At 65.2% G+C, this 24,598-nt stretch carries 23 protein-coding genes; 7 read left to right on the forward strand and 16 right to left on the reverse strand.

The features are described from left to right. The first annotated feature begins 21 nt into the window (after positions 1 to 21). Positions 22 to 1,206 carry an erythromycin esterase family protein gene (locus ACVWWJ_RS12500; protein WP_456968116.1) on the forward strand — a complete coding sequence of 395 codons (1,185 nt, stop codon included), beginning with the start codon at positions 22 to 24 and terminating at the stop codon, positions 1,204 to 1,206. Between the two features lie 22 nt (positions 1,207 to 1,228). On the opposite strand, the gene ACVWWJ_RS12505 is transcribed toward ACVWWJ_RS12500, so the two are convergent. The 3 genes from ACVWWJ_RS12505 to ACVWWJ_RS12515 form a co-directional block, all read right to left on the reverse strand. Then, positions 1,229 to 1,813: a hypothetical protein gene (locus ACVWWJ_RS12505; RefSeq protein WP_456968117.1), complete on the reverse strand. Its 585-nt coding sequence runs from the start codon at positions 1,811 to 1,813 to the stop codon at positions 1,229 to 1,231. A gap of 98 nt (positions 1,814 to 1,911) precedes the next feature. Further along, complete coding sequence (locus ACVWWJ_RS12510; protein ID WP_456968118.1) at positions 1,912 to 2,328, reverse strand: (R)-mandelonitrile lyase; 417 nt, start codon at positions 2,326 to 2,328, stop codon at positions 1,912 to 1,914. Positions 2,329 to 2,340: 12 nt separating this feature from the next. Then, positions 2,341 to 2,673: a carboxymuconolactone decarboxylase family protein gene (locus ACVWWJ_RS12515; protein WP_456968119.1), complete on the reverse strand. Its 333-nt coding sequence runs from the start codon at positions 2,671 to 2,673 to the stop codon at positions 2,341 to 2,343. A gap of 116 nt (positions 2,674 to 2,789) precedes the next feature. Here ACVWWJ_RS12515 and ACVWWJ_RS12520 point away from each other — a divergent pair, with 116 nt between their 5' ends. Continuing rightward, positions 2,790 to 3,683, forward strand: a complete 894-nt coding sequence (locus ACVWWJ_RS12520; RefSeq protein WP_456968120.1) for a LysR family transcriptional regulator — start codon at positions 2,790 to 2,792, stop codon at positions 3,681 to 3,683. Between the two features lie 120 nt (positions 3,684 to 3,803). Here the strand turns inward: ACVWWJ_RS12520 and ACVWWJ_RS12525 are convergent, their stop codons facing one another. From ACVWWJ_RS12525 to ACVWWJ_RS12570, 10 genes are all read right to left on the reverse strand, one after another. After that, positions 3,804 to 5,129: a replication-associated recombination protein A gene (locus tag ACVWWJ_RS12525; RefSeq protein ID WP_456968121.1), complete on the reverse strand. Its 1,326-nt coding sequence runs from the start codon at positions 5,127 to 5,129 to the stop codon at positions 3,804 to 3,806. Positions 5,130 to 5,185: 56 nt separating this feature from the next. Continuing rightward, a complete protein-coding gene (locus ACVWWJ_RS12530) occupies positions 5,186 to 6,562 on the reverse strand; it encodes a DUF3999 family protein (protein ID WP_456968122.1) in 1,377 nt (458 codons plus the stop codon). Then, a complete protein-coding gene (locus ACVWWJ_RS12535) occupies positions 6,552 to 9,335 on the reverse strand; it encodes a DUF2339 domain-containing protein (RefSeq protein WP_456968123.1) in 2,784 nt (927 codons plus the stop codon). Before ACVWWJ_RS12535 ends, ACVWWJ_RS12530 begins: the two co-directional genes overlap by 11 nt. Beyond that, on the reverse strand, positions 9,332 to 9,730 hold the full coding sequence (locus ACVWWJ_RS12540) for an STAS-like domain-containing protein (RefSeq protein ID WP_456968124.1): 399 nt from the start codon (positions 9,728 to 9,730) through the stop codon (positions 9,332 to 9,334). Before ACVWWJ_RS12540 ends, ACVWWJ_RS12535 begins: the two co-directional genes overlap by 4 nt. 166 nt (positions 9,731 to 9,896) lie before the next feature. Then, complete coding sequence (locus ACVWWJ_RS12545) at positions 9,897 to 11,000, reverse strand: pilin (RefSeq protein WP_456968125.1); 1,104 nt, start codon at positions 10,998 to 11,000, stop codon at positions 9,897 to 9,899. Between the two features lie 13 nt (positions 11,001 to 11,013). Continuing rightward, complete coding sequence (locus tag ACVWWJ_RS12550) at positions 11,014 to 11,361, reverse strand: DUF805 domain-containing protein (RefSeq protein WP_456968126.1); 348 nt, start codon at positions 11,359 to 11,361, stop codon at positions 11,014 to 11,016. Between the two features lie 291 nt (positions 11,362 to 11,652). Further along, positions 11,653 to 12,303, reverse strand: coding sequence for an outer membrane lipoprotein chaperone LolA (gene lolA / locus ACVWWJ_RS12555; protein ID WP_159895068.1), 651 nt, complete (start codon positions 12,301 to 12,303; stop codon positions 11,653 to 11,655). Positions 12,304 to 12,333: 30 nt separating this feature from the next. Beyond that, on the reverse strand, positions 12,334 to 12,762 hold the full coding sequence (locus tag ACVWWJ_RS12560; protein ID WP_159895066.1) for a hypothetical protein: 429 nt from the start codon (positions 12,760 to 12,762) through the stop codon (positions 12,334 to 12,336). 6 nt (positions 12,763 to 12,768) lie between these two features. Further along, positions 12,769 to 15,114 (reverse strand): DNA translocase FtsK, encoded by a 2,346-nt coding sequence (locus tag ACVWWJ_RS12565; RefSeq protein WP_159895064.1) that lies wholly within the window; start codon positions 15,112 to 15,114, stop codon positions 12,769 to 12,771. Between the two features lie 32 nt (positions 15,115 to 15,146). Beyond that, positions 15,147 to 16,211, reverse strand: a complete 1,065-nt coding sequence (locus ACVWWJ_RS12570; RefSeq protein WP_159895062.1) for an alanine dehydrogenase — start codon at positions 16,209 to 16,211, stop codon at positions 15,147 to 15,149. Positions 16,212 to 16,372: 161 nt separating this feature from the next. Between ACVWWJ_RS12570 and trxB the strand changes: the two genes are divergently transcribed. The 3 genes from trxB to aat are packed head-to-tail and all read left to right on the forward strand — an operon-like array spanning position 16,373 to position 19,187. Next, complete coding sequence (gene trxB / locus ACVWWJ_RS12575) at positions 16,373 to 17,335, forward strand: thioredoxin-disulfide reductase (RefSeq protein ID WP_159895060.1); 963 nt, start codon at positions 16,373 to 16,375, stop codon at positions 17,333 to 17,335. An 8-nt stretch (positions 17,336 to 17,343) separates the two neighbouring features. Then, positions 17,344 to 18,480: a GNAT family N-acetyltransferase gene (locus tag ACVWWJ_RS12580; protein ID WP_456968127.1), complete on the forward strand. Its 1,137-nt coding sequence runs from the start codon at positions 17,344 to 17,346 to the stop codon at positions 18,478 to 18,480. Then, positions 18,477 to 19,187 carry a leucyl/phenylalanyl-tRNA--protein transferase gene (gene aat, locus ACVWWJ_RS12585; protein ID WP_456968129.1) on the forward strand — a complete coding sequence of 237 codons (711 nt, stop codon included), beginning with the start codon at positions 18,477 to 18,479 and terminating at the stop codon, positions 19,185 to 19,187. Before ACVWWJ_RS12580 ends, aat begins: the two co-directional genes overlap by 4 nt. A gap of 200 nt (positions 19,188 to 19,387) precedes the next feature. Here aat and ACVWWJ_RS12590 read toward each other — a convergent pair whose 3' ends face one another. Further along, positions 19,388 to 20,785 carry an MFS transporter gene (locus ACVWWJ_RS12590; RefSeq protein ID WP_456968130.1) on the reverse strand — a complete coding sequence of 466 codons (1,398 nt, stop codon included), beginning with the start codon at positions 20,783 to 20,785 and terminating at the stop codon, positions 19,388 to 19,390. Between the two features lie 45 nt (positions 20,786 to 20,830). Further along, positions 20,831 to 21,694 (reverse strand): pseudouridine synthase, encoded by an 864-nt coding sequence (locus tag ACVWWJ_RS12595; protein ID WP_456968131.1) that lies wholly within the window; start codon positions 21,692 to 21,694, stop codon positions 20,831 to 20,833. A 121-nt stretch (positions 21,695 to 21,815) separates the two neighbouring features. Between ACVWWJ_RS12595 and ACVWWJ_RS12600 the strand changes: the two genes are divergently transcribed. After that, complete coding sequence (locus tag ACVWWJ_RS12600) at positions 21,816 to 22,880, forward strand: HDOD domain-containing protein (protein WP_456968132.1); 1,065 nt, start codon at positions 21,816 to 21,818, stop codon at positions 22,878 to 22,880. Between the two features lie 91 nt (positions 22,881 to 22,971). Here ACVWWJ_RS12600 and ACVWWJ_RS12605 read toward each other — a convergent pair whose 3' ends face one another. Continuing rightward, entirely contained in the window at positions 22,972 to 23,517 is a 546-nt protein-coding gene (locus tag ACVWWJ_RS12605) for a hypothetical protein (RefSeq protein WP_456968133.1), read from the reverse strand. A gap of 195 nt (positions 23,518 to 23,712) precedes the next feature. On the opposite strand from ACVWWJ_RS12605, the gene ACVWWJ_RS12610 reads away from it, so the two are divergent. Further along, positions 23,713 to 24,591 carry a restriction endonuclease gene (locus ACVWWJ_RS12610; protein WP_159897055.1) on the forward strand — a complete coding sequence of 293 codons (879 nt, stop codon included), beginning with the start codon at positions 23,713 to 23,715 and terminating at the stop codon, positions 24,589 to 24,591. Positions 24,592 to 24,598 lie beyond the last annotated feature (7 nt).

Raw genomic sequence — 24,598 nt, forward strand, 5'->3', positions numbered from 1 at the left:
TCCCCAAAGAAAGGATTCTGCATGATCCGCCTGCCATCTTTACTGCTATGTCTCCTCATCTTCGGATCCGCGTACGCCGCCGACGCCCCAGCGCCCGTATCCGCCAACGACCTCGCCCCTGCCCTGCACGAGATGTGCTCAAAAAAGATCGTCTTCCTCGGTGAGGACGCCAACCACGCAGGCGCGCAGACGATCGCCGTAAAAGCAAAGCTCGTCGAAATGCTGGTCCAGAACTGCGGCTTCCGCGGTGTCGTCTTCGAAAGCCAGTTCTACGACATGCTCGACTTTCAGCATTCGCTGGACACCGGCACGGCGACACAAGCCCAACTGTCGAGCGCCATCGGCGCGCTCTGGTCGCGCTACGCCGTCTTCCAGGGCTTCGAGACATGGCTTTTCAAGGAGGCGTTTGCTGGACGCGTGTTGATTGCAGGCGTCGATCCGCAGGTCGGTGGCGTGGGTGCGCACTACTCACCCGAGGCGCTGCCGAAGGCATTGGCGGCGGTCCTCGACGGCGACGACCGGAGCCGTTGTCAGGAGGCCCTCTTAAGGCACAACGGATGGATGTACGACGATGCACACCCATTCAACGAAGAGGCATTCGAAACGCTCAAGGCTTGCCTTCGCAAGGTGACTGCTGCGCCCGCGCTCCATTCGGGGCCAGCATCGTCGCGCCTCTCTGCCATGGCGTCGTCGTACCTTGTTTACCTGGATGGGATCGACCCGCATGGCGCCGATGAAGGCGCGCGTGACAGGGCGATGTATCAAAACCTGACGTGGTTGATCTCGCAGTGGCTGCGGGATACGAAGGTGGTCGTGTGGACGGCGTCCGTGCACGCGTCCAAGACCCACATCGAAGGCAGAGGCTCCAGGGACCTGCCCTTCGGCGCCAATGTGCACCGTGCCATGGGAGACGACGCCTATGCTCTGGGTTTCAGCGCGGTCAGTGGAGCGTATGGGACGATAGGAGGCCATGGTCCGATCCATGACCTGGCTCCGCCACCGCCCGGTTCACTTGAAGCGTTCGCGTTTGCGTCGCACGCTGATCAGCACGCCGCGCGCTTTCTCTCTACCACCGCTTTGAGGCAGCTAGGCAACGTCCCGGGTCGCGCATTCGTGTACAGCAAGTTCCAGACGCTCCAATGGTCGGATTATCTGGACGGAATACTGGTGCTCCGGGGGGAGACCGCCGCAACGGCTTCGCCGTGAGCAGCGTCGTGCGGCGACATTTTCACCGCGCCACAAAGCCCCGACGCTCACCTCTACCCAACCACCACCCCATCGCCGCACCGGCCAACAACCAACCGAATGCCTGCTCGATCAGCGTGCCGACAGTGAACGCAGCCGGAAACCGGTACCAGTTCCAGAACGGCACCATCAGCGACAGCCAGGCGAACACGCCAAACGCCAGTCCGGTGTAGAGGCCGCGCATGGCGTTGACCGTCGCACGGATAAGGATCAGGGCGATCAGCAAGGCCGCGAGTGTGTCAGACAGCCACTGGTGGAAAAGGTTGTAGCCCATTTCCATGTAGTCACGGCCATAGGGCGCGTAGACGATGAAGGCGAAGGGCGAGGACTTGGCCTTGACCGAGAACGCCTCTTTGGCCTTCGGATCATCGCCCTTGGCCATGTCGAAATACGGCAGCACGAAGATCGCATGCTCGGCCGGCAGGTTGTCGTGCAGCGCGGCGATCACCTTGTCTTCGTTGACAGGCGCCCGGAACGACATCTCGCCGATCGGTAACACCATGTGCGCGAACGCACCCCAGAGGAACATCACAAGCCCGCCCAGCAAGGCGGCTATGGCAATGCGCATGGTCCTTCTCCGTGGCCGTGGTGATCCGAGGGTACGTCCGCGGCGGCCCTCCGGGCTATCGGTCTTTTGGGAGGGGTCAAGCTTCTGCGGGAGCCGATTTATTGGCGATCAGCGCCCGGTCCCGCGAAATACTCCTCATCCGTCACCTTCTCCAACCAGACGACGTTCTTCCCATCGAGCGCTTCCTGAATAGCAATGTGCGTCATGGCCGTCGTCGGTGATGCGCCATGCCAGTGTTTGTGACCCGGCGGACACCAGATGACGTCGCCCGCACGAATCTCCACGATTGACTCGCCCTCGCACTGCGTCCAGCCGCACCCAGCCGTCACCAAAAGCGTCTGGCCCAGTGGATGCGTATGCCACGCCGATCGTGCACCCGGCTCGAACGTCACCGCAGCGCACGAATGCCTCGCGGGAGCGGGTGGCACGTTCAGGGGATCGATTCGTACTGTGCCTGTGAACCAGGCTTCGGGGCCTTTCTGGGAGGGTTGTGAGCCTGCGCGTTTCAGTTCCATCGTGTGTTCCTCTTAGCCATTGCTTTCGTTCGCTTCCACAAAAACCTTTTCCGCGATGGAGAGTGCTGTCATCGAGGGCGGCCACCCGGCGTAGAAAGCGAGGTGTGTGATCGTTGCGATGATCTCCTCCTTGCTGACGCCGTTTTCGAGCGCTCGCTTCAGGTGGAAGGGCAATTCATTGATTCGATATAGCGAGATGAGGCTGGTGATAGTTACCAGACTGCGGTCGCGTTTCGACAGCGCGGGATTCTCCCAAACGTCACCGAAAAGCACCTTGTCCGTGATCTCGGCCAGGTGCGGGGCCATAGCGCCAAAGGCCTTTCGTGCGTTCGTCGGTTCGTTCATCGCCAAATTCCTTAAGCTCGTGAGCTAGTCACTTTGGAGCCTGCCAACCCATCGGTAAATAGCCATAATACGAATGGCCTTATAAGATGCACTAATAACTGACGACGGAGCCGACCATGGCGCGAGAAAGCCTCGACGATCTGGAAGCCGTGCTGACCGTGGCGCGGGAAGGCAGCTTCACCAAGGCGGCGGCCAAGCTGGGCGTATCGCAGTCGGCCCTCAGCCAGACCGTCCGTGCCGTTGAAGAGCGGATTGGCCTTCGCCTACTCGATCGCAATACGCGCAGTGTTTCCGCGACCCAGGCCGGCATGCGGCTACTGGAATCGGTTGCGCCGCGGATCGAGGAGATTCGTGGCGAGATATCGGCGCTTGGTGATCTGCGGGATACGCCATCCGGGAACGTGCGAATCACGACCGATGAGTACGCGGCCGAGGCGATCCTGTTGCCGAAGTTGGCGAGGTTTCTTCCCGCCTATCCGGACATCAAGGTCGAGGTCATCATCGACTATGGCCTGACGGATATCGTGGCTGAGCGCTACGACGCCGGCGTGCGTCTCGGCGATGTGGTCGCCAAGGACATGGTGTCCATTCCCATCAGCGGCGACCAGCGGTTGCTCGTCGTCGGTTCACCGGGCTACATCGCGGCACGCGGCGTGCCTTCGACACCACAGGACCTTCTCGAACATACGTGCATCAACCTTCGCCTTCCGACGCGCGGTGGACTGTATGCATGGGAGTTCGAGAAAGGCGGGCGCGAGATGAATGTTCGCGTCGACGGGCAATGCACCTTTAACAGCCTCGGCGTGATGGTCGGAGCCGCTATCGCAGGCCTTGGGTTTGCCTACGTGCCTGAGGGAGAGGTGAGGCCTTACATCGAGCAAGGCGTGCTGCAAGCCGTACTTAAAGACTGGTCGCCTTCGTATCCGGGGTACCGTTTGTTTTATCCGAGCCGAAGGCAGCACTCGGCTGCATTCGCTTTGCTCATCAAAACGCTTCAGCAAAACAGCTGATTCACTCGCCCTGCGTGTGTGGGAGCCGATTCATCGGCGATCCCGCGGCAGCGGGCCAGGTTGCCGCAGGCAAGGTTGTCGCGACCACCCAATCGCCGATGAATCGGCTCCCACAACATCCTAGGATTTGCGGGCGGCGGCTCTTGCGGCGCGGAGGGCTGCCAGCTTTTCGCCTAGCTTCAGTTCCAGGCCGCGGTCGACGGGCTCGTAGAAGGTCATGCCTACCAACTCGTCGGGGAGGCATTGCTGGTCCAGCGCCACGCCGCCTTCGGCATCGTGGTCGTACTGGTAGCCGCTGCCGTAGCCGAGGCCTTTCATCAGCTTCGTCGGCGCATTGCGCAGATGCATTGGGACGTCGAGCGTGCCCATCTGCTTTACGGTGGCTTTGGCCTTGTTGAATGCCATGTATGCCGCGTTGCTCTTCGGCGAAATCGCCAGCCAGATCGCGAGCTGCGCCAGACCGAGTTCACCTTCCGGGCTGCCGAGGCGCTCGAACGTGTCCCACGCATCGAGTGCCATGCGCCACGCGCGCGGCTCGGCCAGGCCGACATCTTCCACGGCCATGCGCGTCATGCGGCGAGCGAGGTAAAGCGGATCGCAGCCACCGTCGAGCATGCGCGTGAGCCAGTAGACAGCGGCATCCGGATCCGACGAGCGCACGGATTTATGCAGTGCCGAGATCTGGTCGTAGAACTGCTCGCCGCTCTTGTCGAAGCGCCGCGTGCGATCGGCGAGCACCTGCTCCAGCGTTGCGTCATCGATATGCCCGCCCTCGGCAAGCTCGGCAGCGATTTCCAGGAGCGTGAGTGCGCGACGCACGTCACCGTCTGCCGCACTGGCGATGAGGCGCAACGAAGCGTCTTCGACGGTGAGGTTGAGATCGCCGAGGCCGCGCTCGCTATCGGCCAGTGCGCGACGCAGCGCGGCGACGATGTCGTCCGGGCTGACCGAATCGAGCACGTGCACGCGGCAACGCGAGAGCAGCGCGGAGTTGAGCTCGAACGACGGATTCTCGGTCGTTGCGCCCACGAAGATGATGACGCCGCGTTCGATATGCGGCAGGAAGGCATCCTGCTGGGCTTTGTTGAAACGGTGCACCTCGTCGACGAAGAGCACGGTGCGACGACCCTGCGCGAACTTCACTTCGGCTTCGGCGAGCGCCTTGCGCACGTCGGGCAAGCCGCTCATCACCGCGGAGATCGCGCGGAAGTCGGCGTCGGCATAGCGAGCGACCAGCAAGGCCAGCGTGGTCTTGCCGCAGCCGGGCGGACCCCACAGGATCATGGAGTGCACCTTGCCCGCCTCGAGCGCACGACGCAGCGGCGTGCCCTCGCCCGCCACACGCCGCTGCCCGACGATTTCGTCGAGGCTGCGCGGACGCATGCGCTCGGCCAGGGGCTTGAGGGCTTCGGGTTCGGCAAAAAGGCCGGGGGACTGGAAAGACATGAGACTCGTTGCCGACGGTGAACGCCTAGTATCGCGCGTTCACCGTGCAGGCGGGCTCAAGGCGCTTCACGCGGCCCGCCAGGCGGCTTCCGCAGCAGGCTCACCGCCATGCCGCCGACCACCAGCACGCCCAGACCCAGCACGCCCCAGAGAATCAGGCGAGTCCAGTCAAAGGGTACCGCCGGGGCTGCCAGGGCGTCTTCCCCGGCCATGCGCTCGCCGGGGCCGGTGGTGGCCGGCGTCGGCCGCCAGCCTTCCGGCTGCTGTTTGCGCAGACCGGCCAGGGCGTCGGCAATCGGCCAGGCCGGGCGACGCGCGACCCGGCTGCCAGCGAGCAGGCGATACGGCGCCTGCCCCTCCGGCAGGAAAACGAAGCGATCCGGCACCCAGCCCAGTTCGAGACGCGGTGCTTCGCGCAGCGGCGTGGCGGAGTGCAGGCGTAGCGCGTTACGGCGACCCGCCGGAATCTCCAGCGTGGTGGTGCCGTCGCCCTGCCCGGCGGTTACCACGAGGGTGCCGAGTGACTCACTCAGGTGCTCGCCGTCGAGGGATGCCGCGTCCACGCGGGCCACGGCATCGCTGCCGCGTTTCAGGCGGAGCGCATCGATCGGCAGGGCCGCGGGAAGCTTGTAGTCGTAGTCGACGCCCTGCCCGCTGGCGTGCGTGGTGCTCGGCTGTACATCGAGCCACTGACGGGCGGATTCGTCGGCGGTGAGCTTTTCTTCGACGCGTCCGGAGAGTGTCGCGGTAGCCTCCCCTGCCGTCGCCCAATGCACGCTGCCGCTGACGATGCGCACGCGGAAATAACGGCCGCTCGCACCTTCGATTTTCACCGTGCTGACATCGGACGCGTTGCCGCTGCGACCCATCGAGAGAATCGTCGCCTGTCGCACCAGGCTGGTCCACGACTGCAGGTCGTCACTCACGTCGATCGAGACGTTGTCGAGCTGCACGTCCGCACCCTCGCTCACCTGGGTGGGTGGCAGGGTCATCTGCGTGAGGTCGATCGGCGTACGCGCGTCGATCAGCCATTCCTTGACCGGGCCCGGCGCGTTGTCGTTGCCCGGCTGGATGACGATGTCGCCATTGGTGCTGCGTTCGATGCGAGGGCCGGGCGAGCCGGCTTCGGCCGGTGGCACCGCGAGCAGCGGAAGGGTCAACGTCACCGGGCGCGAGATCGATTGCAGCGGCTGGTACGGCCCCGACGGGACCTGCTGACCCGTGGCGTCGACGACGACCACATCGGTCAACGCGGTGTCCGGCCGGCTCCAGGTATAGGCATCCTGCGGCAACGAAACGACATACGCAGGCGCGCCAGCCGTCGTCTTGATCGGGTACGCGAAGGCGAACTGATCGGTGGCAGGCGCGGCGGCATAGGCGCTCGAAGCGACCAGGGCGAGGGCCAGCAGACCATGGCGAACGTCAGGACGCATGCGAAGACTCCGGAGCGGGTTCGGCGGCCTGCCGTGGTGGCGCAGGCGCGAGGTAACCGATGACCGTGCAGAGCACGCCATAGGCCATGAACGAAGCGATGCCGAACAGGTTGCCCAGATGCCCGCGATCGACAAGCAGCAGCTTCGCCAGCACGAGAGCCATGGTGACTGCGCCAGCCATCCACAACAGGCGCTGGCCGCGTTTCGAACCAAGCACCCACGCGACGACACCGATGATGCTCCACACCACCGTGAGCGACAGCTCCGCGAGGCTCGAGCCGGGCATGCTGTTATCCCAGGGCACACCGCCGAGGTGATGCACGGAGCGCAGCGTCATGCTCGTGGCGATGATGAAGAACATCACCGCGATGACGGCGGGCCGGAGGCGTCGCGTGCTGGCGGGCACGACGGCGTCCGAGATGCCACGTGCGGTGAGCAACAACACGGCGATCAGCAGCAGGTCGACCGGGTTGAGCACGGGGATGAAGACCAGCGGATTCGAGGCGCCCGCCGTGCCCAGCGCGATGACGCCGGCAAGGAACAACGCCAACGCGGCACACGCACCGACGGCGTTACGGATGGCATCCGCATACGCGTTGAGCGGCGCAGCGACGACACGCGGGCGCCACAGCACCAGGCCCGCGAGGAGCAACGTGGGCATGGCGGCAGCGAGTAGCTTCCATCCCTGGCCCATCGTCGTGACGAAGTCGAAGGCAAGCGCGATCGCCGCCGTGCCGATGACGAGCCAGCGCACCCAGCCGATGGTCGCCGCGAGAATCGCCGCCACGCGATGGGCTGCGATAGCGCGCAGCGTGAGCCAGCCCGTCGCCAGCATCACCGCGATACCCGCAAGCGGCCAACCGTTGAACGGCTGGATGTTCTCGCCCACCGCCGAAAGTGCGACCACCATGCCGGCAGCGAGGAACAACGGCACGGCGAAAGCCAGGACGACGCCGAGATCGAGCTTGCGCACGCGTTTGCACGCTTCCGCCAACAACCACGCCGTGACCGCGAGCAAGGCAAGCCACTCACCGAAGGCGAGCGGACGCTCGAACACGAACGTGTCGATCTCGTTGCCGAAACTCACCAGCCACCAGATCACCGCCCAGACCAGCAAACCGATACGCGCAAGGCCGGACACGCCACGCGACATGCCATGCCGGTCGAACTGCCACACCCCGACGCCCGCACCGAGTACCAGCAGCAGGCTGCCGATGAAGGCGGCATTGAGGATCGGCAGGTCGTTGTAGTGGTGGGTGAACAACGCCGCGAGCGCCCAGGCGACACCGGCCGCCAGCTGCAGGAAGACGCCCGCCCAACGTGGCAGACGGCGCGCCTGACGGAAGCCCAGCCAAATCAGACCTGCGCCTTCCAGCGCGAACACGCTCGCGGTCACGCTCGCACTCAAGGCCAACGGCACGGCGATCGTCGCGAAGGCGACGGACAGCACGGCCCAGGTCTCGCGCAGCAGGCCCATGTCTTCGCGCTTGCGAATAGCGAACGCGATGGCCACGTAGATCGCCGCGGCAACCAGCGCGGAAATCGCGAGCGGCATCGGCTCCCAGTCGAGCAAGGCACCTTGCAGCAAGAGGCTGGCGATCGGATTGCCGAACATCAGGCAGCCATCGAGGATCGCGCGCCCACGCCTCGGCGAACGCAACACATGCAGCCAGGGCACGGCGAGATACAGGAGGAAATGCAGGATCAGGAAAGGCTCGGTACTGGCGAACAGCGCGGGCCGATAACTCAGCACACCCCACGCCGTGCCCACGCCGAACGTCCCGATGAAACCGAGTACGTTGAGCACGCGCCAGGCTTTCTTCCAGGCGATACCGAGGATGCCAAGGTTGAGCACCGCGTAATATGAGAACAGCGCAACGTGATTGCCCTGCCCCGTCGACGCGATGATCGGTGCAGCAAAGCCCGCGATCAGGCCGAGCACGGCGAGCGCCAGGGCATCCTGCAACACCGCAAGCACGCCCAGCCCTGCGACAAAAACGATAAGCAACCCGAACGTCGCCGTCGCCGGCAACAAGCCATACAACCGGTACGCGGCGAACACCGTCATCACCAGCACGCCGAGTGCGCCACCCTGCAACGACAGCGCAAAGGCCCGGCGCTTCTCCCGCTGCATCCAGCCAAACGCCACACCGGCGATCGCAACCAAAGGCACCAGGCTCAGGCGGACCGACACCGGCATATGGAACATCCCCTGGTCCGAGGCGTACTTAAGAAAAGCAGCCACGCCGGCAAACAACACCAGCATGCCCACCTTCACCGGCACGTTCCCCTCGGTAATCCAGCGCTTCCCCGCTTCCAGCAACCGCTCGATCCAGGAGGGTCCGGCCGGTACAGCAGGTCCGGCAGGCACGACAGGTGCTGCAGGTGAAACAGGTGCGGCAGGTGGCGAGACGATGGGCCGCGGCGCCGATCCCCCCGAAGGCAACGGCGGCATAGCCGGCGGTATGTGGGAGCCGGCTTCGCCGGCGATAGGCGCCCGATCAGGCCACGCCGCCGGATCAGCCTCAGCCCGCCCGGCATCCACATCCAGCCGATGCTCCATCTGGGAGCCGGCTCCGCCGGCGACCGGCGCCCCAACCTTGGCGGCAGTTCCCAACTCAGCCAGCCGAGCCCGCACAGCATCAAGATCGCTCTTGAGCCCCGACATCCGCCCCCAGAGAAGCCCGATCGCGAACCCCGCGACCGCGCCTTCCCAGCCCTGCGTTACCAGCGCTCCGGCGATCGCGCCGATGATGGCCCAGATGACAATCATGCCGTTCCTACTCCCCGCCCCATCCTTTGTGCGGCGAGTCTGGCACGAAATGCCGGGTTCGTAGGAGCTTGCGGATAGCCGGCTGAGTCGATGAACGACTGGGCTACCCGACGATATCTCTGTGCTGCGCGGGTCTTCGCGACCAGGCGCAGGCGCTGTGCGAGGAATTCTTTCGTGTACCCACGAACGCTGATCAGGCCGCCGAACGCTTCTTCCAGGAACGACGATCCGTAGCCTTCCGCATCATCGAAGACCACGTCGACCGTGTCCCCAGCATCAAGCGGCGGAACCAACCACTCCTCGCGAAAACGCTCGCCGTTGAAGTCGCCGTCAGCCGGATGTCGGCCGCTCGGGGCGGCGCAAAACTCTTGCGCGATTCGGATGACCTTGCTCATTGCCAAGAGTCTATGACGGCGCGGGACCTTTCCCCCTGATGCGCGCCGCCGGAGAGCCATTGGGCACGGAGTAGCGCGGCTTTGCGGAACTCAGCGCGCGACGTGCCAGAGCACACTCGCCAGAACCACATGAACTTTTTCTCACCAAGTCCCGGACGCGTAACAACTACCGACACGCAACCGGCAAATACTGCGGCCGTATGCTCGCCGAACCACACCGCCAGACAATCTGTCCTCCGGCGACGTTGGGACTGGAAACGAGCTGGCCACTCCGGATGATCCGGTTGGCGTCGTCGCCATACAACACCACGACATTCCCGTTCGTTACGGTCACGCTGGCGGTGTACTTTCCACGAATGGACTGGGCATCGGCAAGACCTGCCGCGGCGTTATCGACCGGCATCTTCCCGTGGCTGTTGTAGTACTCCGCAACGGCGGTCCTTGCAGGGATCGCGAGGTTCACGCCCTCGTAAACCTGGGTACGAACGATGTAGTTCTGATATTGGGGAATAGCGATGGCGGCCAGGACGCCGATGAGTCCAGGAAAGATCATCAGAAGCCAGAACACGCCTTTGGGTGCTTGCGGCAAGGTCTGTCCGGTGTCCTTCCAGCGCGCCAGCCAGGTCAGCTGACCCTGGAGATACAACATCTGGAAAAAGAACAGCGTTACACCGCCGATCTCCAGAGGCAGCCGCAGCCGTGCCGCTTCCTGCCGGAGCGATCCCGCCATGGAGAAGCAGCCGATGATGACCAGCACCGTCCCTGCCAGGGTACCCAGCACCGTCATCGTGGGCACGTTGAAAGCGCCGCTGACGAACCCACCGCCGAATGCAACCAACAGACCGGCAACGAAAAACGCTCTGGCACTGCTGGATCGGTCGATCCGCTTCACCCAGTTCGACTGCACGAACAACCAGACCCACTGGAAGAGCCCGAAGGTGACGACGACCAGGAGGAGCACCACTAACCAGTGCATCGCCGGAGGACGCGGGAAGCTCTCACGCACTTCGTCCGGCGTTTCCGCGCCGTAGAACCCACCCGCCGATCGAAGCGGCGGAGGCGGTGGCGGCGACGGCGGCACGACGCCCGTAAACTTATCGGACATGCCGAACGTCGATAGCGGCATCCATTCCGTCATGCCCGTCCGCCAGGCGAGGGTGTCGAGCGTCAGCTGCCCCTCCCGGAGCCATTGGCGAACGTTCGCGTCGGTATAGGGACCGTACTTCTGGCCGTCACGTCCGATCCAGATGCCGCCGTCGTCATTCGTCATGCGTGTCCCTTGCTCAGGCGAGCTGTTCGCTCAGCTTCGGATCGGCGCCGAAGCGATTCGGCCCGCGCGTGCCTTCGGTGCAGGCGAAGATCAGGTTGACGATGGGAAGGAGAATCCACCAGCCGCTGTGATCGGTGTCATGCATGCGACGCACGCCGACGGCAACGCTCGGCAGCAGTACGGCGAGCGAATAAAGGTTCACCACCATCGAACCCGCCTTCGCGCCGCCAGCCATCGCGACGACGAACATCAGTGCGAACGAGATGATCGTATTGATCAGAAAGAACATCCAATATTCTTTACGACGTGCGCGGCCATCGAAATCGACGTACTTCTTCAGAACATCCAGGTACCAATTCATCGCATCTCTCCATGTAGCCGTCAGGTTATGCAGCGCGAACTTACGCGCCGCGCACACAGTGACGGCTCCGGAGGCGCGACAAGCACGCAAATACGGAACGGACGACTAAATCCGAGAGTGCAGATTTGAATCCACAACGAAGGTGAGATGACGCGCTGCAGCGAACCCGTGAAGGGTGCCGCTTCTTCCCTGCTGCGTTTTCGCTTTCCCCTGCGACGCCCCTGCCGTCACCGGGGGGTACTTTCGCGGGTGAACGGGGCTCGCGTCAACCGCCGTGTCTTGTGTGGGAGGCTATTTGACTGGCTGGGTTTGCAGGACCGGGGCGTCGCCGATCACGTCGGTGCCTTGGGGAGGCACGAAGTCGAAGGTGCCGGCCGCAACCGGCCCGTTCTTCACCCAGCCGGCGAACTGGATCTTCGTCGTATTGCCGAGCTGGTCCTTGAAGACCATCTGCGCCAGGCCACCCGCGTCGAAGCCGAGATCGGCATAGTCGAACTGGGGATCCTTGCTGGTGGACTGCAGGCGGAGCCAGACCAGGCCGTCGTGGTCACCCTTCTCGGTGACCTTGAAGTCCTTGTCCATCTGCGACAGGTCGGTGAGGACCGTAAGCGGGCTCTGGGCTTCTTCGCTGCTCTGCTTGCGCACGGTGACCTGCTCGAGGTCCGGGTCGTACAGCCACACGCGGCTGCCGTCGGCGACGATGGTCTGCTTGTACGGCGCCAGCGTTTCCCAGCGGAACTGGCGCGGTGCTTCCAGGGCCATCGTGCCCGTGGTGGTCTTGCCCGCGTCGCCGTTGGCGTTGACCAGGGTCTGGCTGAAGCGGCCGGTGACCGAGTGCAGGCCCTTGGAGAAGGCATCCAGCCGCTCGCGCGCCGGACCAGCGGCGGCGAAGGTCGGCAGGCTGAGGAGGGACAGCGTCGCGGCGAGCAGGAAGCGTTTCATGGGCAGATTCCGTAAGGTTCGGCGCGATTGTCAGCGATCGGTTTCGAACAGCGACTTAAGCATGTCGATGGCTTCGGCCGGGCTGATCTCGCCCGCCTCCATCTTCTCGCTGATATCGGCGATGGCCTTGCCGTCGCGATGCCAGAACGGCGCCGCGCGGGTGGCGTGGTGCACGGGCCGGACTTCCTGGCCGAGCACGACGATTTCAGCGATCTCTTCCTGTTCGGCGAAGATCACTTCCAGTGCATCGTCCACGCCGGCCGTGTGGCCGACGGGATAGTCGCGGGTGACGAAGCAGGCACGGCCGTCGTCGGCGCGCAGCTCCAGCCCGGGAATGGAGGGGTTGAGCTCGAAAATGCTCTCGACCTCGTCCAGTACTTCGGACGTCGGCGCGAGATCACCGGTAACGAGCAAGCCCCAGGGGCGCTGGCGTAGCGCGCCCGGCTTCATGTCGTTCATGGCGAATCAGTCCTTCGGGGGCGGCGGCGCGAGGACTTCGCGGTTGCCGTTGTGCTGCGGCGCGCTGACGATGCCGTCCTGCTCCATCTGTTCGACGAGGCGGGCGGCGCGGTTGTAGCCGATGCGCAGGTGACGCTGCACGCCGGAGATGGAGGCGCGACGCGTCTCGGTGACCACGCGCACGGCGCGGTCGTAGAGTGCGTTGTCGCTGTCGCTATCGCCTTCGGCGTCCTGCGGCAGGCCGGAATCGTTGATGATCTTGCCGTCCGAGGTGGACTGGACTTCTTCGAGCACGCCGGTGATGTAGTTCGGCGCGCCCTGCGCGCGCAGCCACTCGACCACGTTATGGACTTCGTGATCGTCGACGAAGGCGCCGTGCACACGCTCGGGCGTAGCCGTGCCCGGCGGCAGGTAGAGCATGTCGCCGTGGCCGAGCAGTGCTTCGGCACCGGACTGGTCGAGAATCGTGCGCGAGTCGATCTTCGACGACACCTGGAACGCGATACGCGTCGGGATGTTCGCCTTGATCAGGCCGGTGATGACATCCACCGACGGACGCTGCGTAGCGAGGATCAGGTGCACGCCGGCCGCACGCGCCTTCTGCGCCAGGCGTGCGATGAGCTCCTCGACCTTCTTGCCGACGATCATCATCATGTCGGCGAATTCGTCGATGATGATGACGATGTGCGGCAGCGGCTCGAGCGGCTCGGCAACCATGCCCGGCATGTCAGGGTTGGCGCGGAACAGCGGATCGAGCAGCGGCTGGCCGCTGTTCTCGGCGTCCTTCACCTTCTTGTTGAAGCCGCCGAGGTTGCGCACGCCCACGGCTGCCATGAGCTTGTAGCGGCGCTCCATCTCGGCGACGCACCAGCGCAGGGCGTTGGCGGCTTCCTTCATGTCGGTGACGACCGGCGCCAGCAGATGCGGAATACCCTCGTAGACCGAGAGCTCCAGCATCTTCGGGTCGATCATGATCATGCGCACGTCTTTCGGGCTGGCCTTGTACAGCAGGCTCAGCACCATGGCGTTCACCGCCACGGACTTACCCGAACCGGTGGTGCCGGCAACGAGCAGATGCGGCATCTTGGCGAGGTCGGTGACGACAGCCTTGCCGCCGATGTCCTTGCCCAGCGCCAGCGCCAGCGGCGACTTCATCTGGTCGTACTTTTCCGAACGAAGGATCTCGGAGAGGTAGACGATCTGCTTCTTGGTATTGGGGATTTCCAGGCCGATGACGTTCTTGCCGGGAATCACGTCGACCACGCGCACGCTGACCACGGAGAGGCCGCGGGCGATGTCCTTGTCGAGGCTGGAGACCTGGCTGCCGCGAACACCGGCCGCGGGTTCCAGTTCGAAACGGGTAATGACCGGACCCGGATAGACGCCCATGACGCGGGCCTCGATGCGGAAATCCTTGAGCTTCAGCTCCACCTGGCGCGAGAGCACTTCGAGGGTTTCCTCGGAGTAGCCCGGGCCTTGCGGCGGTGCTTCGTCGAGCAGCGACAACGGCGGGACTTCGCCGTCCATCGATGCGCCGGTAAACAGGGGGATCTGGTTTTCGCGGGACGCGCGGTCGCTCTTCACGACCATCGGTACCGGTGTTTCGATACGCACGGGCTCGCGTTTGGCCTGCTTGATCGCGTCGGCTTTCTTGACCACCTCACGCTCGGCGCGGGCGTTGCGTGCCGCCATGACTTCCGGCGCGCGACGCATCTTGCCGCCGAACCAGCCGCCCAGACGCACGACGCCCTGCCCCGTCAGGTCCATGAGCTTGAACCAGGACAGGCCGGTGGCGAGGGTAACGGCGATGAGGAACACGGCGAGCAGCAACAGCGGCGCACCCTTGTCGCCGAAGGCGCTGTGCAGGCCGCGGCCTACCCACTTGCCGACGATGCCGCCCGGGCCTTCCGGCAGCACGGGCGAATCGACGTTCAGGTACACCAGCGCGGGGCCGGTGATGAAGAAGAACACGAACCCGATCAGGCGCAGCGAGGGCTCCCACGGCGCGACGACACGTTCGCCGCGCGCGCGGAGCACCTGGATGCCGAGGGCCAGCAGGAGCAGCGGAAAGCAGTAAGAAACCAGGCCGAAGATGTACCTGAGCAGGTTGGCGATGTTCGCCCCGATCGAGCCACCGAAGTTGGTGGCCCGGTCGGCGATGCCCATGTGACCCCAGCTCGGGTCCTGGTCGTTGTAGCTGAGCAGGCAGACGAGCAGGTACAGGGCAAGCGGCAACAGCAGCAACGCCCCGGCTTCACGCAGGCGGCGCTTGAGCTCGTCGCTCAAGCCCTCGCGCTGGGCCTTGACCTGGCTCCGTGCCTGTTTCTTTACGACTTTCGCGCTGCGCGCCACTTAGCAGAGGACCTCGGATCGGGTTTTCGGCATCATGCCATGCCCTGAAGGGCCGGGTGCACGACCTTGCCACCCTCGATGTTGATGCCGCCAGCCAGCGCCGCGTGGTCGCGCCATTCGTTGCCGGCAGCCAGGCGCTGCACGTACGGCAGGATGGCGGCCGAGATGGCGGTGGACGAGGTCTGCGGGACGGCGCCCGGCATGTTGGTCACGCAGAAGTGCGTCACGCCGTGGACGTCGTAGGTCGGCTCCTTCCAGGTGGTCGGACGCGAGGTCTCGAAGCAGCCGCCCTGGTCGATCGAGATGTCGACGAGCACGGAGCCCTTCTCCATCGTCTTGACCATGGCTTCGGTGACGACGCGCGGGGCCTTGGCCGACGGAATCAGCACGGCACCGACGACGATATCGGCGTTACGGACCTCTTCGGCGACCGACGACTCATAGGCGTACAGCGCGGTGACGTTCGGGCCCATCGCCATCATTTCGGCGAGGCGGTCCTGGCGCTTGTCGAAGACGACGACGTTGGCACCGGCCGAGGCGGCCAGGGCAGCCGCGTTACCACCGGCAGCGCCGGCGCCGAGGACGACGACCTTGCCACGCGGGGTGGAGGCCATGCCGCCGAGCAGCTTGCCCTTGCCACCGTTGGGCTGGTGCAGGAGGGTCGTGCCGATCTGGGTGGCGATGCGGCCGGCGATGACGGACATCGGCAGGAGCAGCGGCAGCACGCCGTTCTCGTCCACGGACTCGAACGCGATACCGGTCAGGCCGATGTCCAGCAGGCTCTTGGTGAGCGCCGGCTCGGCGGCCAGGTGCAGGTAGCAGAACAGCAGGTGGTGCTTCTTGAGCAGCTTGAGATCGCCCTCGATCGGCTCCTTGACCTTGACGATCAGCTCGCCCTTCTCGTAGACGGCAGCGGCATCAGCCACCACGGTCACACCCAGCAGGGAATAATCGGCGTCCGAGTAGCCGCTCTTGGTGCCGGCGCCGGACTGGATGAAGACCTCGTGGCCACGGCGGACCAGATCGGCCGCGGCGGCGGGGATGAGGGCCACGCGGCCTTCGAGGGTCTTGGTTTCGGAGGGGATACCAATGCGCATCTTATGGAGGATCCTGAATGAGATAAAAGTCGCCCCGTGGGGACAAAGCGACAGCCGTCATTGCATCGATGTCTTGAATCGCACCCCGGTCTTCCCCATTCTTCCGGGTCGACACATCTCGCCACACCGAAACACGCCGCAGTAAACCTCAAGGATTATACATGAGCACCCCCAAGCACAGCCGCCTGCTGATCCTCGGCTCCGGCCCCGCCGGCTACACGGCCGCCGTCTACGCGGCGCGCGCCAACCTCAAGCCGACGATGATCACCGGCCTGGCTCAGGGTGGCCAGCTCATGACCACCACCGAGGTGGACAACTGGCCGGGCGACGAAAAGGGTGTTCAGGGTCCTGAATTGATGCGGCGCATGGCCGAGCACGCCGAGCGCTTCGAAACCGAGATGGTTTTCGACCATATCCACAGCGTGGATCTGGGCAACCGCCCTTTCCACCTGAAGGGTGACAGCGGCGAATACACCGCCGACGCGCTGATCATCACCACCGGCGCCACCGCCAAGTACCTGGGCATCGCCTCGGAAGAGAAGTTCAAGGGCCGCGGCGTCTCCGCCTGCGCCACCTGCGACGGCTTCTTCTTCCGTGACCAGGACGTGGTCGTGGTCGGCGGCGGCAACACCGCGGTCGAAGAGGCGCTGTACCTGGCCAACATCGCCCGCAAGGTCTACCTGGTCCACCGCCGCGACAAGTTCCGCGCGGAAAAGATCATGCAGGACAAGGTGTTCGAGAAGGTTGCTGCCGGCAAGATCGAGCTGCTGTGGAACCACCAGGTCGACGAAATCCTCGGCGACGATGCTGGCGTGAATGGCGTCCGCGTCAAGGACGTGAACTCCGGCGTGAAGCGTGACCTCGACGCCCAGGGCTTCTTCGTCGCCATTGGCCACACCCCGGCCACCGGCATCTTCGAAGGCCAGCTGGAGATGAAGGACGGTTACATCCAGATCCAGTCCGGCCTGCACGGCGGCGCCACGGCGACCTCGGTCCCGGGCGTGTTCGCCGCCGGCGACGTGGCCGACCACGTCTACCGCCAGGCGGTCACTTCGGCGGGCTTCGGCTGCATGGCGGCGCTCGACGCCGAGCGCTGGCTGGACCAGCAGCACATGCTGACCTGAAGGAGCCGATGACCGGCATCCGGTTTCTCGACAGCCTCGGCGGCATTCCGGCCGCCGACTGGGACGCGCTTGTGCCCGACGGCAACCCGTTCGTGTCGCACGCCTTCCTCAGCGGCATGGAAGCCAAGGGCTGTCTGCGCGAAGACTATGGCTGGAAGCCGTACCACCTGGGCATCTTCGACGCCCACGATCGCTTGATCGCCGCCGCTCCCACCTACCTCAAGGGCAACTCGCACGGCGAGTTCGTCTTCGACTGGAGCTGGGCCTCGGCCTGGGAACGCGCCGGCGGCGATTACTACCCGAAAATGCTGGTCGCCTCGCCCTACTCGCCCGTACCCGGGCCGCGCCTGCTGGTGCGCGAGGGCATCGAGGCGGAGATCCTGCGCAACCGGCTCACGGCTGCGCTGGTCGACGAAGCGGACCGCCTCGGCCTCTCCTCGATCCACGCCAACTTCCTGGCCGATGCGGACCTCGATGCCTTCGACGACCGCTGGCTGGTCCGTTCCGACTACCAGTTCCACTGGCATAACCAGGGCTACGCGGATTTCGATGGCTTCCTCGCCTCGCTGAAGGCAAAGAAGCGGAAGAACATCCGCCAGGAACGCACCCATGCGCTGGCTTCCGGCCTGAAGCTGGAGATGCGTGGCGGCGACGAACTCTCCGACGCGGAGTGGCGCGAAATCCACGCGCTTTACGAGCTCACGTTCGACCTGAAAGGCAATCACGCGGCGCTGACCGCGCGCTTCTTCCAATACCTGGGCCGCACCCTCGGCGCAAAGGTGCAGGTAGCGATGGCGCGCGACGGCCAGGAAATCGTGGCCATGGCGCTGTTCCTGCGCGGTGGCGATGCGCTTTACGGACGCTACTGGGGCGCCAGCGTGGAGATCTCAGGACTGCACTTTGAGCTTTGCTACTACCGCGGCATCGACTATGCGATCCGCGAAGGCATCGCGCGTTTCGAACCCGGCGCCCAGGGCGAACACAAACTGGCCCGCGGCTTCCTGCCGACGCTGACGCACTCGCGGCACTACATCGCCCACGAAGGCTTCCGCCAGGCGGTGGCCGGTGCGCTGGAACAGGAAGCGCTCCATCGCGAAGCGTATCGCGATGAACTGCTCGCGCATTCGCCGTACGCGGACCGATGATCCGCCTGCCGCAGCTCAACCCGCTTCGTCCCGGCCTCTTTCCGGACCCGGAGGATGCGCTTGCCGAACCGAACGGGCTGCTGGCCTGGGGCGGTGACCTGTCGGCGGAACGTCTGGTTGCGGCTTATGGGCAAGGCGTCTTCCCTTGGTTCAACGAAGACGAGCCGATCCTCTGGTGGTCACCGGATCCGCGCTGCGTGTTTCGCACCGACAGCATCCACGTCAGCCGCAGCCTGCGGAAGCAGCTTTCGAAGTCCAACTGGCGGCTCACGGCCGATACGTCGTTCACCCGCGTGATGCGCGCCTGCGCGGCACCACGCAGCGGCGCGGTGGGCACGTGGATCGGCGACGACATGATCGCCGCGTACGAAGAACTGCACCGCCAGGGTCACGCGCATAGCGTGGAAGTGTGGGATCGCGGCTCGCTGGTCGGCGGCATCTACGGCGTGGCCGTGGGTCGGTTGTTCTGCGGCGAGTCGATGTTCTCGGCACGCACCGGTGGTTCGAAAGTCGCGCTGGCCGGCATGTGTCAGTTGCTGCATCGCTGGGGGTTTCCCTTCCTCGATGCCCAGGTCACGAACGATCACCTGCTGTCGATGGGCGCCGTGGAGATTCCGCGGCGTCAGTTCGTCGCGCAGGCGAGGCGCCTGGCCTCGATGCCCGGCATGGTCGGATCGTGGGTGCAGCACCCCATCGCGTTGCCGTAAACCTGACATATGGGATCTGGCCCTGTGTGGGAGCCAAGGCCCTGTGTTCCAGACTACCGGGCTCTGTGTGGGAGCCGCTTCAGCGGCGATGCTTTTGCCGGGGAAGAGCATCGCCGCTGAAGCGGCTCCCACATAGAGCCTTGGCTCCACAGCCTTGGCTCCAGGGCCTTGGCTCCAGGGCCTTGGCTCTCAGTTCCAGACTAGCGGGCGCGGTGGCCGCTCATTTCGGCGCCGGCATTGCGCGGCAGCGCCAGGCATACCGGGGCGGCAATCAGCGACACGAAGGTCACCACCAGAAACGCCACGCTGAAATCGGGCAGCTGCGCGTGCGCATGCCCGTTCCAGGTCACCGACACATGCAACGCCGCCGCAGCCACGCAGATACCCAGCGACAGCATCAACTGCTGGAAGGTCGTGTAGAAACTGGTCGCGCTCGAGAACCGCTCGCTCGGCACATCCGCGTACGCCACCGTGTTGTATGCGCTGAACTGCAGCGACTGGAAGAAGCCGCTCAACAGCAGCACCGTGTAGATCGTCCACAACGGCCAGTCAGGCCGGAAGGCAGCGCACAACGCGACGCAGACCATCGACAGCACGCCGTTCCAGACCAGGGTGGCGCGGAAACCCCACAGGCGCAGCACGGGCGCGGCCGTCGCCTTCATCAGCATCGCGCCGAGTGCGGAGACGAAGGTCACCACGCCGCTGTGTGCCGCGGAAAAGCCGAAGCCCAGCTGCATCATCAGTGGCAGCAGGAACGGGACCGAACCGGCGGTGATACGCGTGAGCGAGCCAGCGATCACCGAGAGCCGGAAGGTCGGAAAACGCATCAGCGAGAGGTCGAGGATCGGATTCGCCACGCGCTTCGAGTGCCATACGTAGACGGTGCCGACGAGCAAGCCGCCAAGGATCAGCCCCACGGAACTCACGCCCGAGGTACCGCCGCGACTGGCCAGCTCCAGCCCGAACACCAGGCATGACAGCGAGATACCCGAGAGCACGAAACCCAGACGATCGAAGCGTTGCCGCTCGGCGATGCGCACGTCGGGCACGTACTTCGTCGCCAGCCACATGCCGGCGATGCCGATCGGCACATTGATGTAGAAGATCCAGCGCCACGAGGCCCAGGTGACGATGAAACCACCCAGCGGCGGCCCGACGACGGGCCCGATCAAGGCAGGCACCAGCAGCCACGACATGGCGCTGACCAGCTCGGACTTCGGCACGGAGCGCAGCAACACCAGGCGCCCCACCGGCACCATCATCGCCCCGCCCATCCCCTGGAGCAGGCGCGACAGCACCAGCAACGGCAGGTTGCTGGAAAGCCCGCAGAGGATCGAACCGATGGTGAAAATCGCGATGGCCGAGCGGAACACATTGCGCGAGCCGTAGCGGTCGGCGATGGCACCGCTGGCGGGAATGAACACCGCGAGGCTGAGCATGTACGAAGTGAGCGCCACGCTCATGTGCAGCGGCGACACGTCGAACGATTCCGCCATGGAAGGCAACGCCGTGGCCAGGATGGTGCCGTCCAGCTGTTCCATGAACATCGCGCTCGCGATGATCAGGGCTACGGTGCGGAAGCCAGGGGCGGGAGTCATCCGGGGAGGGTTGGCGGGGAAGCGCATAGTCTGCGCCCGCAAGGATCAAAGGTCGAGTGAACGTAAACTTAGGAAACGCCGCTCTTCCTCGGTGAAGGGGTCGATGAAGCTGAGCTCGCGCGCCAGCAGCTGCATCGGCTCGCTGAAATCTGCCGCTTCGTCACGCAGCACGGGATACATCGGATCGCCCAGGATGGGCGCTCCCAGGCCCGCCATGTGCACGCGCAACTGATGCTTACGCCCGGTCACCGGTTCCAGGCGATAACGCCATGCGCGCTCGCCGCGCTCGATGACATCGACATGCGTGGTGGCGTTCGCGGGCCCTTCCACTTCATGGGTGCGGAAGAACGGCTCGCCGCGCTCGATCCGGCTACAGCGCGACAGGGGAAAGGCCAGCCCGGGTAACGGCGGCGCCAGCGCCTCGTAGGTCTTGGCGATGGCGCGCTCGCGGAACAGGCGCGTGTACGCGTCGCGGCTGGACGGCCTCGCCGAGAACACCACCAGGCCGGCCGTGCCCCGATCGAGCCGGTGCAGCGCGACCAGGTCCGGATTGTCGAGGCGACGGACCAGGCGCACGGAAAGGGTCTCCTCCACGTAGCGCCCGGCCGGCATCACCGGCAGGAAGTGCGGCTTGTCGGCCACGACGAGGTCGTCGTCCTGGTAGACGATCGTTTCCTCGAAGGGAATGCGTGGCTCGGCGGTTACCTCGCGCCGGTAGGTGACCACGTCACCGGGGCGGTAGGGGGTGAGCCTGTCCACGAGGCGTCCACCGGCCTCGACGAGCCCGCGCACCATGCGATCTTCCCAGGCGTCGCGACTGACCGCCGGGAAGCGCTCGCAGAGGAAATCGAGCACGCTCGGCCAGGCGCCGGGGGGCAAGGCAATCCTGCTTAGGGGCATGTGGTCCATGACGACATCCTAACCGCGCCACGCCACGCCGCGAACACGCCGGCCAGCGCACGGGCGGCCAAGTGTTTCGCACCCCGGCGCAGCTTATACTTGCGCCGTCCCCCACATCGAGACACTCCGCGTGATCGGCCGGTTCTTCAGGAAGTTGTTCGGCGGCGGCAGTGCGCCTCCCGCCCCCGCCTTCGCGCCCGCGCATCCCATCGTGTCCGGCACGCCGGTGACGATCGACGCGCCCGTGGTGGACGTGTCCGTGCTCGAAGCGCCGGTAAGCGCATTGGCGCCGGAAGAAATCGAAGACCGTTTCTATCGCCTCGTGCTCGGCCTCGCGCCGTCGGACGACGCCGCCTTTTCTCCCGCCGAGCAGGGCGTGCTCCGTCGCGTGCGCGAGGCCTTCGGCGGCGAACGCTTCGACGTCGGCTCCCTGCCCCGCCTGCCTTCGGTCGTACCGCAGCTGATGCGCTCGCTGCGCAACGACGACAGCGACAGCCGTGCGCTGGCCGAGCTGATCGCCCGCGATACTGTGCTGGTCGGTGAGATCGTGCGCGTCGCCAACAGCGCCTTCTTCAAGACCGCGCGCCCCGTGACCGGCCTGCCCCAGGCGATCACCCTGCTCGGCCAGGACGGCCTGCGACGCGTGGTCATGCAACTGGTGATGCGGCCGATCCTGCGCACCAACATGGGTGGCGCAAGCCAACACGCCGGCGAGCGCTTGTGGGAACACGCCGAGCGCTGCGCCCGCGCGTGCATCTACCTCGGCCGCAATGTCTGCGACCCGTTCGAAGCTTTCCTTGCCGGCCTGATCAGCCAGACCGGTGCGCAGACGATCCTGCTCGAGCTGGAAGAACAGAACGACACCCGCGCCACAGCCTTCAGCCGCCCGCTGGTGGCCGCGCTGGCCCAGCAGATCGAACGGCTATCGCTGCACGCGGCACGTCACTGGGCTTTCCCCTCGCGGGTGGTGCAGGCACTGGCCGAGCGAGCCGATCCGGCCGACGCAGGCGCACGCACGCCACTGGGACGCGCGCTGTTGGCCGCCAGCCGCGTGGCCATGCTCGATGTCCTGATCGAACAAGGCCTGGCCGACCCGGACTCCGCCCTGCTGGCAAGCCCCGGCCAGACCTTCAGCCAGGCCCAGCTGATCGCCTGCCGCGACGCCCTACGCACCCCCACCCCCGCCGAAGCCTGACCCCCCTGAAGCCTGAGCCCCCTGTGGGAGCCCCTTGTGAGAGCCCCTTGTGAGAGCCCCTTGTGGGAGCCGCTTCAGCGGCGATACGGTGCTACCGCCGCACCCCCGTCGCCACCACATCGGCCCAAAGCTGATCAGCCAGCTGCGCCGAAACACCACTGATGAGCTTCGGCACCAGCGTCTCCAGCCGCGGTGCATCCGCCTGCACCGGCGCCGTCTGCACCAGGTGGTAAGCCTTCGCAACGACGATGCCGCGCGCCACGATGCGGCAGTTCACCTGCACGTCCATCGTCGCCACGGACGGCTCTCCATCCGGCGAGCGGACCGAGGTGGTCTGCTGCAACCCACGGCAGCCGATGATCAGATCGGTGAAATACTTCGGCTGCAGGGCCGTGCGTAGCTCAGCCTCTACCGCCGAGGCGATATCCGGCGACACCTGCACCTTCGCCGAAGCCGGCAGGCCACTCACGCTGATCACGTGGTCACCCTTGTTCTCCAGCGTGAGCCACGGCGACGCCGGGCTGGCCGCCACGATGCGGCTCATATCGCTTTCGATCATCGTCTTGCCGCCGCAGGCGGACAACATCGCTACCGCGGCCATCGCGGCCGCGCACTTCATGACTGCAAACTTCTTCACGTACTCAAACCCCTGTATTCCCCCAAGACAACCCTCCCAATTTAGCGGGTGCCTGCCATAGCGGCAACCACTCACAAATGTGAATACGCTTGCCGGACAGGCTAAAGCGCCGTTCCGTGACGCCGATATCCTTTTCGACTGGGATGCACGAGCGGTTATCATCCCGGATTGATCCCTGGCAGGACCTCATCAAGCATGTTTGCAGCTCGACCGACTTCCCCTGGTGGAACAGACGCCCTCGCGCGCCTCACCTGGCAGGACTTCGAGCACCTGCTGGCCGAGCACTACCGCGCCCAGGGTTATCGCGTCGAGCATCACGCACCCGCCACGTCCCTCAAGACGGTCGCCAGCGGCGTCGACCTGCGGCTGACCCGTGGCACCGAGTCGGTGATTCTGCAGTGCAAGCACTGGGACGCCGTCGAAGTGGGCGTTCAGGACGTGAACGAGCTACTCAGCGTGATGCTCAATGAGGCGGCGACGAAGGGCATCCTCGTCACGCGTGGCCGGTTCAGCACCGAGGCGGTCAACATCCAGCGTCGCCAGCCGCGCCTTCAGCTGATGGACGGCGAAGTGTTGCGCGTCCTGCTCAAATTACCCGATCACCTCGACACCAGCGTGGCTGGCAGCGCGGTCGCGTCGCCGCGTGCGAAGAAACCTGCGAAGACTGCACGCCGCCGCGGCACGTCGTCGCATGGGTCGCGCCTGCTGCCCGCCTTGCTCGGCGTCGGCATCCTCGTGCTGCTCGGCCTGTTCGCGTGGAGGGCCATGTCGCGTCGCGATGCGGTCGCCGATGCGATGCCTCCTGCCGAAACCGCTGCGCCGGCTGTGTCGGTTGCGCCCAGGCCCATTCCAGACCTGCCGCCCGCGCCAGCACCACTTCCACCGACGAGTGGTGCCTCCGGCTTCGTGTCAAAGACCTCATCCGCCTCCGATCCGCCGCCGCCCACGCGCGAACTGCTGGAGCGCCAGCGGGTGCTCGAGCAATCCGAGCGCGAGCGTGCCTCGCAGCGCAAGACCGAGGACGGCCTGAAAGTGCTCGAGAAGAATACGCGCGAGCTTGGTTCGCACGACTGAGGGCAGT

The organism is Luteibacter sp. HA06 (genome assembly GCF_054061215.1).